The organism is Paracoccus sp. PARArs4, from assembly GCF_947311865.1.
Lineage (GTDB): Bacteria > Pseudomonadota > Alphaproteobacteria > Rhodobacterales > Rhodobacteraceae > Paracoccus > Paracoccus zeaxanthinifaciens.
On sequence record NZ_CAMZMW010000001.1, the window covers coordinates 37,765 to 50,105 of the forward strand.

Annotated in this window: 13 protein-coding genes; 5 read left to right on the plus strand and 8 right to left on the minus strand. The window is 67.2% G+C overall.

Annotated elements, in window-relative coordinates:
• The first annotated feature begins 82 nt into the window (after positions 1–82).
• Complete coding sequence (locus tag QMZ16_RS00225) at positions 83–754, plus strand: OmpA family protein (RefSeq protein ID WP_282601646.1); 672 nt, start codon at positions 83–85, stop codon at positions 752–754.
• Between the two features lie 103 nt (positions 755–857).
• On the opposite strand, the gene QMZ16_RS00230 is transcribed toward QMZ16_RS00225, so the two are convergent.
• The 5 genes from QMZ16_RS00230 to QMZ16_RS00250 all read right to left on the minus strand — a co-directional run bounded on the left by QMZ16_RS00230 (position 858) and on the right by QMZ16_RS00250 (position 3,540).
• Positions 858–1,421: a F0F1 ATP synthase subunit B gene (locus tag QMZ16_RS00230; RefSeq protein ID WP_282601647.1), complete on the minus strand. Its 564-nt coding sequence runs from the start codon at positions 1,419–1,421 to the stop codon at positions 858–860.
• Complete coding sequence (locus tag QMZ16_RS00235) at positions 1,418–2,047, minus strand: F0F1 ATP synthase subunit B' (RefSeq protein ID WP_022707389.1); 630 nt, start codon at positions 2,045–2,047, stop codon at positions 1,418–1,420. Before QMZ16_RS00235 ends, QMZ16_RS00230 begins: the two co-directional genes overlap by 4 nt.
• Positions 2,048–2,121: 74 nt before the next feature.
• Positions 2,122–2,358, minus strand: a complete 237-nt coding sequence (locus tag QMZ16_RS00240; RefSeq protein WP_022707390.1) for a F0F1 ATP synthase subunit C — start codon at positions 2,356–2,358, stop codon at positions 2,122–2,124.
• An 82-nt stretch (positions 2,359–2,440) separates the two neighbouring features.
• Complete coding sequence (locus QMZ16_RS00245; RefSeq protein WP_028725805.1) at positions 2,441–3,190, minus strand: F0F1 ATP synthase subunit A; 750 nt, start codon at positions 3,188–3,190, stop codon at positions 2,441–2,443.
• A 2-nt stretch (positions 3,191–3,192) separates the two neighbouring features.
• Entirely contained in the window at positions 3,193–3,540 is a 348-nt protein-coding gene (locus QMZ16_RS00250; RefSeq protein ID WP_282601648.1) for an AtpZ/AtpI family protein, read from the minus strand.
• Positions 3,541–3,721: 181 nt separating this feature from the next.
• On the opposite strand from QMZ16_RS00250, the gene QMZ16_RS00255 reads away from it, so the two are divergent.
• Genes QMZ16_RS00255 through QMZ16_RS00265 form a run of 3 tightly spaced genes read left to right on the plus strand, consistent with a single transcriptional unit; the run spans position 3,722 to position 5,866 of the window.
• Positions 3,722–4,090 (plus strand): metalloregulator ArsR/SmtB family transcription factor, encoded by a 369-nt coding sequence (locus QMZ16_RS00255; protein ID WP_282601649.1) that lies wholly within the window; start codon positions 3,722–3,724, stop codon positions 4,088–4,090.
• Positions 4,074–4,955 (plus strand): PfkB family carbohydrate kinase, encoded by an 882-nt coding sequence (locus tag QMZ16_RS00260; RefSeq protein ID WP_022707394.1) that lies wholly within the window; start codon positions 4,074–4,076, stop codon positions 4,953–4,955. The genes QMZ16_RS00255 and QMZ16_RS00260 overlap by 17 nt, the downstream gene beginning before the upstream one ends.
• Positions 4,955–5,866 carry a pseudouridine-5'-phosphate glycosidase gene (locus QMZ16_RS00265; RefSeq protein ID WP_282601650.1) on the plus strand — a complete coding sequence of 304 codons (912 nt, stop codon included), beginning with the start codon at positions 4,955–4,957 and terminating at the stop codon, positions 5,864–5,866. The genes QMZ16_RS00260 and QMZ16_RS00265 overlap by 1 nt, the downstream gene beginning before the upstream one ends.
• Here QMZ16_RS00265 and QMZ16_RS00270 read toward each other — a convergent pair whose 3' ends face one another.
• Both QMZ16_RS00270 and prfB read right to left on the minus strand, forming a co-directional pair.
• Positions 5,867–6,928: a patatin-like phospholipase family protein gene (locus QMZ16_RS00270; protein ID WP_282601651.1), complete on the minus strand. Its 1,062-nt coding sequence runs from the start codon at positions 6,926–6,928 to the stop codon at positions 5,867–5,869.
• A 72-nt stretch (positions 6,929–7,000) separates the two neighbouring features.
• Complete coding sequence (gene prfB / locus QMZ16_RS00275; RefSeq protein WP_282601652.1) at positions 7,001–8,128, minus strand: peptide chain release factor 2; 1,128 nt, start codon at positions 8,126–8,128, stop codon at positions 7,001–7,003.
• Between the two features lie 183 nt (positions 8,129–8,311).
• Between prfB and QMZ16_RS00280 the strand changes: the two genes are divergently transcribed.
• Positions 8,312–9,775: a peroxidase family protein gene (locus QMZ16_RS00280; RefSeq protein WP_282601653.1), complete on the plus strand. Its 1,464-nt coding sequence runs from the start codon at positions 8,312–8,314 to the stop codon at positions 9,773–9,775.
• Here QMZ16_RS00280 and QMZ16_RS00285 read toward each other — a convergent pair.
• Positions 9,772–12,324, minus strand: coding sequence for a PBP1A family penicillin-binding protein (locus QMZ16_RS00285; protein ID WP_282601654.1), 2,553 nt, complete (start codon positions 12,322–12,324; stop codon positions 9,772–9,774). The two genes, QMZ16_RS00280 and QMZ16_RS00285, sit on opposite strands and share 4 nt — an antisense overlap.
• Positions 12,325–12,341 lie beyond the last annotated feature (17 nt).

Here is a 12,341-nt window from a genome sequence, read left to right on the forward strand (position 1 = left end):
TGAAACCGGCCCGACAGCGGGCCGACAAGAACAAGACGGCGCGGCACATGCCCCGCCACCGGAACATCGAAAGGGAGCTCCGATGAAACTCCGCAGCACCGCAATCCTGGCCGTTTCCGGCCTCATGGTCCTTGGCGCCTGCGCCGATCCGAACGCCACGGGCACGGGGACCGGCACCGGTCTCAGCCGCACCCAGCAGGGCGCGCTGGCAGGGGCCGCCGTCGGCGCGCTCTATGGCGCGACGCGCGACGACGACAACAACAACGAAGGCCGCGATGCTGCGCGTGGCGCGATCCTCGGCGCGGCTGCCGGCGCGATCGCGGGCAACATCCTGGACCGCCAGGCGGCGGCGCTGGAACAGTCGATCCAGAACCCGAATGTCCAGATCGTGAACCACGGGTCCTACCTTCAGGTCGTCATGCCCGAGGGCATCCTGTTCGCGACCGACAGCGCAGCGGTTTCCGGCCCCGCCCAGAGCGACCTCTATGCCGTGGCGCGGAACCTGAACCAGTATCCGAACAGCCGCGTCGAGGTCATCGGCCATACCGACAATACCGGCAGCGCGTCCTACAACCAGGACCTGTCGCAGCGCCGCGCGCAGTCGGTTCTGGGCATCCTGTCGGCGGCAGGCGTCAGCCAGAACCGCATGGTCGCCGTCGGCCGCGGCCTGACGCAGCCCGTCGCGTCGAACGACACCGCATCGGGTCGTGCGCAGAACCGCCGGGTCGAGATCATCATCCGCCCGACGCAGTAACAATGGCGGGCCGGTTCACCCCGGCCCCAACCCACCGAAAACGAGAAACCCCCGGCTGCCATGCGGCACCGGGGGTTTCTTCATTCCAGGGACGGGGCGGCGCTCAGTTCAGGCGGCGCGCCACATCCTCGATCGCATCGTCGATCCCGGCCGAGCGGTTGCCCGCCTGGACCTGCTTTGCCAGCAGCTCGGAGGCGGCGGACACGGCAGCGGCGACGGCCTTGTCACGGACGGCGCGCACGGCGTCGTTCTCGGCGCTGGCGATCTGATCCTCGGCCGCCTGCAGGCGACGGTCGATCGAACGTGCCAGATCGTCCTGCGCGCGCGCGGCCTGAGCCTCGGCGTCGCGACGGGCATTGGCGACGATTTCCTCGGCCTGGCCCTTCACCTCGCGCTGGCGGCGCTCGTAGCTGGCATAGATCTCCTGAGCTTCCTCGCGAAGGCGGCGTGCCTCGTCCAGATCGGCGCGGATGCCCTCGGCACGCTTGTCCAGCAGGCCGCCCAGAAGGGCCGGAACCTTGAAGTAGACCAGCACGCCGATGAAGACGATGAACGCCAGCAGCACGATGAAATCGGTGTTGCGCAGCGAGAAGAACGGACCCGACGCGGCGGCTGCCGGACCGGCGATCATCGCGCTGGCGGCTGCGGTTGCGAGAAGACGCTTCATTGCACCGCTCCTTTCATCCGGGCGTCGATGGCGGCGTCGATGCTGGCGGCATCGGCGTTGCCACCGAAGGACGCGACCAGTTCGGCGGCGACATCACGGGCGACTTCGCGCGCGCCGGCATCCGACGATGCGCGGATCTCGCGCAGGCGTGCCTCGGATTCGGCGGTGCGGGCCGCGATTTCGGCATCTGCCTTGGCGATTGCCGCGTCCAGCTCGGCCTGGATCTCGGCGCGGTTCTGCGCCACGATCGCCTGAGCTTCGGACCGGGCGTCGGCCAGGGCCTTGTCATAGGCAGCTTCGGCCGCACGGGCCTTCTGCTTGAATTCCTCGGCGGCCATCAGATCGCCGGTGATCGCGCCCTGACGGTCCGACAGGACGGCGGCGATACGGGGCAGCGCGACGCGCGACAGGACCAGATAGAGGACCACCAGCGTCACGACCAGCCAGAAGATCTGGTTGCCGAACGTGGTCAGATCCAGCTGCGGAAGTCCCGCGGCTTCGGCATGGCCCGCTGCATCGGCCCCGTGGGCCGCGGCATCGGTGCCGTGGGCTGCGTCGTGACCGACGACTTCGCCCTCAGAGTGTTCGACCGCGTGGGTGGCGGCCTCTTGCAACAGGCTGAACATTTCCTACCCCATGGCCTTGAAGATCACGATGGGGCGGGGGCGAACCCCCACCCCGCCGCAAGGATGGCGTGGGATCAGACCGCGAACATCAGCAGAAGCGCGACGAGGAACGAGAAGATCCCCAGTGCTTCCGCAAAGGCCATGCCGATGAACAGCGTGGCGGTCTGACCGGCAGCAGCCGACGGGTTGCGCAGGGCACCGGCCAGGAAGTTGCCGGCGACGTTGCCCACGCCGAGGGCTGCGAAGCCCATGCCGAACGCGGTCAGGCCGACGCCGATGTACTGGCCCAGTTCTGCGATATTGCCTTCCATGGTATCTCTCCTTGCGGTTGGAAGATTGGCGATCTTGGTTGGGCGACCCCGGCAGGGGTCGCTGTCGCTGCGCGTCGTCGCCTCAGTGCGACGGGTGCAGCGCATCCTTGAGGTAGACGCAGGTCAGGATCGTGAAGACGTAAGCCTGCACGAAGGCCACCAGCACTTCGAAGGCATACATGCCGACGACGGCCACGATGGCGACGGGTGCGACCGCGGCGATTGCCGCGAAGCCTGCGAAGACCTTGATGACGGCGTGGCCCGCGATCATGTTGCCTGCCAGACGGATGGACAGGCTGAGCGGACGCACGAAGTAGCTGATGACCTCGATCACGGCCAGGATCGGACGCACGGCCAGCGGCGCGGACTTGATCCAGAACAGTTCGAGGAAGTGGCTGCCGTTCTTGACGAAGCCGATGACGGTCACGCCGATGAACACGGCCATGGCCAGCACGCCGGTCACCGCAATATGCGAGGTGACGGTGAATGCGGTCGGAACCAGGCCAAGCATGTTGCCGAAGCAGATGAACATGAACAGCGTCAGGACATAGGGGAAGTACTGCAGGCCGTCCTTGCCGGCGATGTCCTCGATCATCTTGTGAACGAGGCCGTATGCCATCTCGGCGACCGACTGCGCGCGGTTCGGGACCACGGCGCGGCCACGGGTGCCCAGCACCAGCAGCGCGATGGACGCAAGCGCGGTCAGCGCCAGCCACAGCGTGACGTTGGTGGGCGTCCACCAGTGGACCTCGGCCCCGCCGAAGAGCGGCTTGACCACGAACTGGTCCATCGGGTGGAATTCAAGGCCGCCGCCAGTCGCTTCCGTCGCCACGATCAATCCCTCTCGTCACTGCCCGGCCTCGGGCCGGTATCCTTGTCGATCTCGCCCGCGGTGCGCATCATCGTCTTGATGCCGGCCGCGAGGCCGAGAAAAATGAAGATGACCATCATCAGGGGCATCGTCCCCAGAAGATAGTCCAGACCGTAACCGATCGCCCCGCCAAGCCCCAGCCCGGTCACAAGCTCGATCACCATCCGCCAGGCCAGGTTGGCCTGTTCGTACTTGCCCATCGGACCTGGGGTCCGCGGACCGGGTGCCTTCGCGGCCAGCTTCTCCTCGAGCGCGCGGAGACGGTCGGCATCCCATCCCTTTTCCGCGTCGTCCCGGGGTTCACCGGCCATGCTTCACGCCCCCGTGTTCGTTGGAGGCTGTCTAGAAAGAACAGCCCCCCAAGTCAAGCACGGGGTTCCCCGTTGCAAGCCCATGAAAAGGCGCAATATTCGCAATTCGCCGCGCGCATTGCATTCCGCGGCGCGGCAGGACATTATTCAACCCGCTGGTTGACCAAGGCCCGATCCCCATATGCCCCCTGCCCCCGTTCCACCATCCGGCCCCGACCGGCTGGACCTGATCTTCGCGGCCCTTGCCGATCCCACGCGCAGGCGCGTGATGTCCATGCTGCTGGAAGACGACATGGCCGTCAGCGACGTCGCCCAGCCCTTCGAGATGAGCCTTGCGGCCGTGTCCAAGCACCTCTCGGTGCTTGCAGCCGCGGGCCTGATCCGTCAGGAACGGCGGGGCCGGATCACCTGGTGCATGCTGGACCCTTCGGGAATGCGCATGGCCTCGGTCTGGATGCAGGGCTTCGGACAATTCGATCCGGTGGACCTGGACGATTTCGAACGCTTCCTGGAAGCCGAACTGAGGGAAATGGATGACGACGACGCCTGAGGTCCTGTGCATCGGGGCGATGCTGTGGGACGTGATCGGCCGCGCGCCGCGCCGCATGGCGCCCGGTGCGGACGTGCCGGGACGGATCCGCCACATTCCGGGGGGCGTCGCGCTGAATGTCGCGGTCGCGCTGGCCCGTTGGGGCGTCTCGCCCGCCGTGCTGTCCGCCGTGGGCCGCGACCCCGAGGGCGAGGCCCTGATCGCCGAGGCCGAGCGTCTGGGCGTGCTGACCGGGCACCTGTTCCGCGACGGCGGCCTGCCCACCGACTGCTACATGGGCATCGAGGACAGCGAGGGGCTGATCGCGGCCATCGCCGACGCCCATTCGCTGGAGGAGGCGGGCGACGCGATCCTGTCGCCCCTGGACGACGCGCTGGCCGCCTGGTCGCGCCCCGTCGTGCTGGACGGCAACCTGACCGAGGATCTGCTGGCCGTGATCGCCCGCGATCCGCGCCTGTCCCATGCCGATCTGCGCGTGGTGCCCGCAAGCCCCGGCAAGGCCGAGCGGCTGGAGCCCCTGATCGCCGCTCGGCGCGGCTGCTTCTATCTCAACCGTCTCGAGGCCGAGATCCTGGCCGGGCGCGCCTGCGCGGATGCCGCCAGCGCCGCCGAGGCCGTGGTCGCGCGCGGCGCGGCCCGCGTGCTGGTCACGGACGGTCCCCATGCGGCGGCGGATGCGATGGCCAACGGGCCGACCCTGACCCATCGCCCGCCCCCCGTCACGGTCGCGCGCGTCACCGGCGCGGGCGATTGCTTCCTTGCCGCGCATCTTGCGGCCGAATTGAAGAACCAGCCGCGCGATGCGGCCCTGCGGCAGGCGGTCGAAGCCTCTGCCGCGCATGTCTCCGGAAAGGACGTCCCCTGATGAAAGATGCCCCCCTCAGCTTCTCGCCCGAAGTCGCCGACGCGTTGAAGCAGGGCCGCCCGGTCGTCGCGCTGGAATCCACGATCATCACCCACGGGATGCCCTGGCCGCAGAACCTGGAAATGGCCCAGAAGGTCGAGGATGTCATCCGCGAAGGCGGTGCCGTGCCCGCGACCATCGCCGTGATGGGCGGCCGCATCCATGTCGGCCTGACCACCGACGAACTGACCGCGCTGGCCCAGACCCCGCCCGACCAGGCGATGAAGCTGAGCCGCGCCGACCTGGCCGTCTGCATCGCGAACGGTCGCACCGGCGCCACGACGGTCGCGGCCACGATGATCTGCGCCGAACTGGCGGGCATCCACGTCTTTGCCACCGGCGGCATCGGCGGCGTGCATCGCGGCGCGGAAACCAGCTTCGATATCTCGGCCGACCTGCAGGAGCTGGGCCAGACCCCCGTCACCGTCGTCGCGGCGGGCGCGAAGGCGATCCTCGACCTGCCCAAGACCTGGGAGGTTCTGGAGACGCTCGGCGTTCCCGTCATCGCCTTCGGTCAAGACGAGCTGCCCGCCTTCTGGTCGCGCGAGAGCGGCATCAAGGCGCCGCTGCGCATGGACGATCCGGCGGAGATCGCCGGGGCCGCGAAGATGCGCGCGCGCCTGGGCCTCAAGGGCGGCCAGCTGGTCGCGAACCCGATCCCGGCCGATGCCGAGATCGCGCGCGACGAGATCATGCCCGTGATCGAACAGGCCCTGGCCGAGGCCGAGGCGCAGGGCATCGCGGCCAAGGCCGTCACGCCCTTCCTGCTGGGCCGCATCTTCGAACTGACCGAGGGCCGCTCGCTGGCCTCGAATATCGAGCTGGTGCTGAACAACGCCCGCCTGGCCGCGAAGATCGCCGCCGCCTTCTGATCAGGCGACGGGATTGTCGAACAGGGTCCGCAGATCGAAGCTGTCGGCCCTGTTCAACTTGTCGGCGTGCCGGTCCAGGAATGCATCGGCCGCCGCCTGCCCCGCGGATTTCATGTCCTCCAGCATCCCGGGCCGCGGCAGCAGCTTGGACCGCGCGTTCAGGTCGTTCATCAGCTTGTCGTCGTCGATCAGGTGCACCAGCACGTTCTTCATGGCGCGGTTGTTCATCCGCCCCTCGTCGAACAGTTTCTTGACGAAATTGATCGCCCGCAGCTGCGACAGAAGCGAGCTGTTGAAGCTGACCTCGTTCACGCGATCCGCGATCTCGACCGGGCTGCGCGGGACCACGTCGCGGACCAGCGGATTGATCGCCACGATCAGGATGTCGCGCGGGAACCGCCCCTCGTACAGCGGAAACAGCGCCGGGTTGCCGGTAAAGCCCCCGTCCCAATAGGCCTCGGTCATGCCGGATGCGGGGCACGGGATCTCGACCGCCTGGAACATCGTCGGCAGGCAGGCCGAGGCCATGATCGCATCGACCGTCGCATCCGCCCCCGTGAACACCCGCAGCCGCCCCGTCCGCACATTGGTCGCCGCCACGAACAGCTCGGGGCCGCCCGCGCAGGCGTAATCGGCATAGGGAAGCCCCTGCATCAGCGGCCCGAGCGGGTTGGTATAAAGCGGGCCGTAATCGTAGGGGCTGAAGATCCGGGTCAGGTTCTCGAGCCAGGCCGAGGGCTGGAACATCTCGGTCCAGCGCTGCATCGTGCGGTTCATCGGCATCAGCGACTGCGTCCAGCGCACGATGCGGTTGTCGCTCATCAGGCCGACCTCGGACCACAGGCGGTCCAGGTTCTCCTTGGCGGCCATGCGCCCCGCGCGCCCGCCATGCGCGCCCAGGCCCGCCTTCAGCGCCGCGCCGTTCAGCGCCCCGGCCGAGGTGCCGCTGACGGCGGCGATCTCCAGCCAATGTTCATCGAGAAGACGGTCCAGGACGCCCCAGGTGAAGGCGCCATGCGCCCCGCCGCCCTGCAGGGCCAGGTTGACCGATTTGCGTTCCATCCAGCCCCGCATTCCTTTCGCAGTCGCAGAAAGGATAGGAAGGCGGGGCCGATGACGCAAGCTGCCGGGGGATCAGTCCTCGGCGTTGGCCTCGGCGCGGCTTTTCCCGGCAACATCCAGCGCCAGCGTGGCCGCCATGAAGGCATCCAGGTCGCCGTCCAGCACGCCCTGCGTGTCGCTGGTTTCCTCGGAGGTGCGCAGGTCCTTGACCATCTGGTAGGGGTGCAGGACGTAGGACCGGATCTGGTTGCCCCAGCCGGCCTCGCCCTTGGCGGCGTGCTGGGCGTTGATCTCGGCGTTGCGGCGGTCCAGCTCCATCTGGTACAGGCGCGCCTTCAGCGCGGCCATCGCGTTGGCGCGGTTCTGGTGCTGCGACTTCTCGGAACTGGTCACAACGATGCCGGTCGGGATGTGCGTGATCCGCACTGCCGAGTCGGTCGTGTTGACGTGCTGACCGCCCGCACCGGACGAGCGGTAGGTGTCGATGCGGATCTCGTTGTCGGGGACCGTGATCTCGATATTCTCGTCGACGACCGGATAGACCCAGACGCTGCTGAAGCTGGTGTGGCGACGCGCGGCGCTGTCATAGGGGCTGATGCGGACAAGGCGATGCACGCCCGATTCCGACTTCAGCCAGCCATAGGCGTTGTGCCCGCTGATCTTGTAGGCCGCGCTGCGGATGCCCGCCTCGTCGCCGCCGGTCTCGGACAGAAGCTCGACCTCGTAGCCCTTCTTCTCGGCCCAACGGACATACATCCGCGCCAGCATCGACGCCCAGTCGCAGCTTTCGGTGCCGCCCGCGCCCGCGTTGATTTCCAGGAAGGTGTCGTTGCCGTCGGCCTCGCCGTTCAGCAGGGCCTCCAGTTCCTTCTGCGCGGCCAGCTCGGCCAGCGATTTCAGGTTCGCCTCGGCCTCGGAGACCAGGTCCGCATCGCCCTCTTCCTCGGCCAGTTCGACCATCTCGGCATTGGCGGTCAGGTCGGCATCGATCCGGCGATAGGTCTCGATCGCGTCGGCCAGCGCCTGGCGTTCGCGCATCAGCTTCTGCGCGCGGGCCGGGTCGGACCACAGGTCGCCATCCTCGATCATGGCGTTCATTTCTTCCAGGCGATGGGGCGCGGTCTGCCAGTCCATGCGCTGACCCAGCAGCGTCAACGAGCGACGGATGGATTCGATTGTGGACTGCGTCTCGGCGCGCATGGAATTCCCCTTCTGGTGCGAGGGGCAGACATAGCTTGCCCCGCATCCGGCGGCAAGACCGGGCGAAGCCGCCGCGCCGAAAGGATTAATCCATTATGGATAATCAAATTACATTTAAATTGATTCAATTATTATTTCGTTTATATTTTGGCCCGTGATCTTTTAAATGTCTCCGAGGTTATCATGTCCCATCAGAGTCACGGAATGAGCGGTTTCGACCGCTTCGTCGAAGCCTGCCTTCACGGCGAGGCGCTGAACAGCACCGATCATGTCCTGCCGCAGGTCTTCGGTCGCCTTCTGAACCACAACCCGCTTGTCTGGCACGGCGACGAACAGGTGCTTCTGTCCGTCTTCGGCAGCCTGATCGACACGCTGCGGCTGGATGACGAGAGCGGGCCTGCCGATGCGGGGCTGACCTTCTTCGGGCAGTTCATCGACCACGACGTGACCTTCGACGTGACCAGCGTCATCGGCCGCACCATCGACCCCCGTCGCATCCGCAACATCCGCACGCCCAACATGGACATGGATTGCGTCTATGGCGACGGCCCCGAAGCCAGCCCGCATCTCTATACCGAGCTGGAGGGCCACGAGGGCTACCTGCTGTTCGGGCGGTCGGACTATCACCTGGACCTGGCGCGCAACGCCAAGGGCACGGCGCTGATCGGCGACCCGCGCAACGACGAGAACATCTTCGTCAGCCAGATCCAGGGCGCCTATATCTGCCTGCACAACCTGATCCTGCGGCAGCTTCACACCAACGGGCCGATGGCCTCGGACATCCGCGACCGCTCGATGGCCGGCACCTCGAACGACCTGTGGTCGGGAAATGCGAGAATACCGGTAAATGATTATCAAATCGCCCGGCGTTTCGTCCAATTGCATTATCAGACGCATGTCATGGACGATTTTCTTCCGGGTTTCGTGGCGCAGAATGCGCTTTACGACGCGAAGGAAGGCGCGGGTTATCTCAGCGATGCGCCGCTGATGCCGGTCGAGTTCTCGGGCGCCTGCTTCCGCTTCGGCCATGCGACCGTCAGGAACCGCTATCAGCTGTCGCCGGGATCCGAGATCTCGATCTTCGGGCATCGCGGCAAGCGGACGGCGGAACACCAGATGGACATGGGGCTGTTCTTCCAGTCGAGCCACCAGCCCGCGCAGAAGGCCCGCCCCGTCGGGCTGGGCGTGGCCGAGGGCCTGTTCGAGCTGCCCTTCATCCATGACGGCCTGCACCTGCCCAACGGCACCGAAGTCCCGGTCGAACTGGCGCGCAAGCTGCCGCTGCGCAACATCCTGCGCGACCGCTACGCGCTGGAGATCGCAAGCGGCCAGCAGGCCGCGGCGGCGCTGGACCTGCCCGCCCTGCCCGCGCCCGAGGTTCTGGCCGATGCGGGGATCACGCGTACGCCGATGTGGTTCTATGCCCTGCAAGAGGCCGATGCCGGCGGCCAGGGTCGCCTGACCGGCGTGGGCGGACGGATCGTGGCGACCACGCTTATCCGCATCCTGCAGGCCGACCCCGACAGCGTATGGCACGCCCACGGGTTCGAGCCGCTGCCCGAGCTGGCCCGGATCGGCGACTGCTTCGCCTGGGTCGAGGAGAACCGCGTCGACCTGCTGGGCCACGCGGATCTGCTGAACGGTTAGTACAGCCCGCCCGAGGACATCGTCCCGAAATCGGGCCGCTTGGGGATGACCCGCTTCTGGCCGGTCGAGGTGGTGATCGACTGCCCCGTCCGGCCCGAGGCCCCGGCCTCCCACGGCAGGATGACGGTGGCGTCCCCGAAGCCCGACACGACATAGGGCGACAGCCAGTCCGGATCGGTCCCGTCGCGGAAATATTCGCTGATGACGTTCGGCCCCGTCGCATCGTCCGGCAGGCGCTGGCCCGTCACGCGGTCGATCTTGACCCAGTAGCCGCCCGGCGGGACCTTGAACTCGGTCCCGCCGAACTCGCGCACGGCCTCGCGCATGAAGGCGTTGAAGACGGGAACGCACAGCGTCCCGCCATAGGCGCTGGACCCGAGCGAGCGCGGCTGGTCGTACCCCAGATAGCAGCCCGCCACGATATTGCTGGAATAGCCGATGAACCACACGTCCTTGGCGTCGTTCGTGGTGCCCGTCTTGCCCGCGATCGGCACCGGCAGGTTCACGCCCTTGCCCGAGCCACGCTTGACCACGCCCTCCATCATCGAGGTCAGCTGATAGGCCGTGACCGCGTCCATCACCCGTTCGCGGTTGTTGTCGATGACCGGCCCCTGGCCGAAGGGCAGCGCCTGCATGCCGCAGGTCTCGCAGACGCGCTTGTCGTGGCGATAGACGGTGCGCCCGCGACGGTCCTGCACGCGGTCCACCAGCGTCGGCTCGACCCGCTCGCCGCCATTGGCGAACATCGCATAGGCCGCGACCATCTTGAACAGCGTCGTCTCCTGCGCGCCAAGCGAGTTGGCAAGGAAGGGCCGCAGCTTGACATAGACGCCGAAGCTCTCGGCATAGCGGGCGACGTTCTCCATGCCGATATCGTCGGCGATGCGGATGGTCATCAGGTTGCGCGACTGTTCGATCCCGGTGCGCAGGGGCGTCGGGCCGTAATGGCGGCCCGAGCTGTTCTTGGGCTCCCACAGGCCCTGCGGCGTGTTGATGCGGATGGGTTCGTCCACCACGATCGTCGCGGGGGTATAGTTGTTGTCCAGCGCGGCGGCATAGACGAAGGGCTTGAAGGCCGAACCCGGCTGGCGCTGCGCCTGCGTCGCGCGGTTGAAGACCGAGGACTGGTACGAGAACCCGCCCTGCATCGCCAGCACGCGCCCCGTGTTCACGTCCATCGCCATGAAGCCGCCCTGCACCTGCGGCACCTGCCGCAGCGTCCAGCGGATGAAGCTGCCATCGCTGTCGCTGGTCATCGCGCGCACCAGCACCACGTCGCCCAGTTCCAGAAGGTCGGACGCGACCTGCGCGCGCGGGCCCAGCTGCCCGCTGTCGCGATCCAGCCTGCGTGCCCATTGCACGTCGCGCGCCGGGATCCAGTGGCCGTCGGCGTCCTCCTCGATCCCCTCGATGCCGATGCGGGCGTCGCTTGCGCCCAGTTCCAGCACGACGGCGGGGTGCCAGCCGGGAATGTCGCGCGGCAAGCGCAGGTCCCACAGGGCGCCGCGCCATTCGGCCTCATTGTCCAGCAGGTCGGCGGCGATCACCTCGCCCGTGCCGCGCCAGACGCCGCGACCGCGGTCGTAATCCTCCAGCGCGCGCTGCAGCGCCGATGCGGCCTGGTCCTGCAGGTTCGGCTCGACCGTGGCGCGGATGGTCAGGCCGCCGCCGAAGAACTCCTCCTCGCCGAACTCGCGGCTCAGCTGGCGGCGGATCTCGTCGGTGAAGTAGTCGCGCGGCGGCATCTGGCTGCCGGCCGAGGGGAAATCGCCGTTCTGGACCGAGCGCAGCGGCAGACGCGCCTCGGACTGATAGATCGCCTCGTCGATGAAGCCGTTCTGCCACATCTCGCGCAGGACATAGTTGCGCCGCTCGGTCACGCGCTCTTTGGCGCGGACGGGGTGGTACCGCCCCGGCGCCTGCGGCATCGCGGCCAGCATCGCGGCCTCGTGCGGGGCCAGCTCGGCCAGCGCCTTGTTGAAATAGACCTGCGAGGCCGCGGCCACGCCGAAGCTGTTCTGCCCGAGGAAGATCTCGTTCAGGTACAGTTCCAGGATCTCGTCCTTGGTCAGCGTGCGTTCCAGCCGCGCGGCCAGGATCAGTTCCTTGACCTTGCGTTCGACGCTGCGGTCGCTGGACAGAAGGAAGTTCTTCATCACCTGCTGGGTGATCGTGGACGCGCCGCGCACGCTGTTGCCGCGGCTGGCGACGGCCTGCCACGCGGCCCCCACGATGCCCCGCAGGTCATAGCCCGGATGGCTGTAGAAGTTCTTGTCCTCGGCGCTGATGAAGGCCTGCTTGACCAGGTCGGGGATCTCCTCGACCGGGACGAAGATGCGGCGCTCCTCGGCGAATTCGTCGATCAGCTGACCTTCGCCGGAATAGACGCGGCTGATCGTCTTCGGCGCATACTGGGCCAGCGTCTCGTGGCTGGGCAGATCGCGGCTGTAGATCCAGAAGATCCCGCCCACGGTCAGCGCGGCGAAGAACAGACCGGTCACGACCCAGGAAAAGATCGCACCGAAGAAGGACAGGATGGGACGCAGCACGCAATAACCGCCTTGTG

What these genes read in the sequence shown, in the direction of transcription:
- QMZ16_RS00225 (WP_282601646.1), top strand. Translation starts at nt 83, where the DNA reads ATGAAACTCCGCAGCACCGCAATCCTGGCCGTTTCCGGCCTCATGGTC.
- QMZ16_RS00230 (WP_282601647.1), bottom strand. Translation starts at nt 1,421, where the DNA reads ATGAAGCGTCTTCTCGCAACCGCAGCCGCCAGCGCGATGATCGCCGGT.
- QMZ16_RS00235 (WP_022707389.1), bottom strand. Translation starts at nt 2,047, where the DNA reads ATGTTCAGCCTGTTGCAAGAGGCCGCCACCCACGCGGTCGAACACTCT.
- QMZ16_RS00240 (WP_022707390.1), bottom strand. Translation starts at nt 2,358, where the DNA reads ATGGAAGGCAATATCGCAGAACTGGGCCAGTACATCGGCGTCGGCCTG.
- QMZ16_RS00250 (WP_282601648.1), bottom strand. Translation starts at nt 3,540, where the DNA reads ATGGCCGGTGAACCCCGGGACGACGCGGAAAAGGGATGGGATGCCGAC.
- QMZ16_RS00255 (WP_282601649.1), top strand. Translation starts at nt 3,722, where the DNA reads ATGCCCCCTGCCCCCGTTCCACCATCCGGCCCCGACCGGCTGGACCTG.
- QMZ16_RS00260 (WP_022707394.1), top strand. Translation starts at nt 4,074, where the DNA reads ATGACGACGACGCCTGAGGTCCTGTGCATCGGGGCGATGCTGTGGGAC.
- QMZ16_RS00265 (WP_282601650.1), top strand. Translation starts at nt 4,955, where the DNA reads ATGAAAGATGCCCCCCTCAGCTTCTCGCCCGAAGTCGCCGACGCGTTG.
- QMZ16_RS00270 (WP_282601651.1), bottom strand. Translation starts at nt 6,928, where the DNA reads ATGGAACGCAAATCGGTCAACCTGGCCCTGCAGGGCGGCGGGGCGCAT.
- prfB (WP_282601652.1), bottom strand. Translation starts at nt 8,128, where the DNA reads ATGCGCGCCGAGACGCAGTCCACAATCGAATCCATCCGTCGCTCGTTG.
- QMZ16_RS00280 (WP_282601653.1), top strand. Translation starts at nt 8,312, where the DNA reads ATGTCCCATCAGAGTCACGGAATGAGCGGTTTCGACCGCTTCGTCGAA.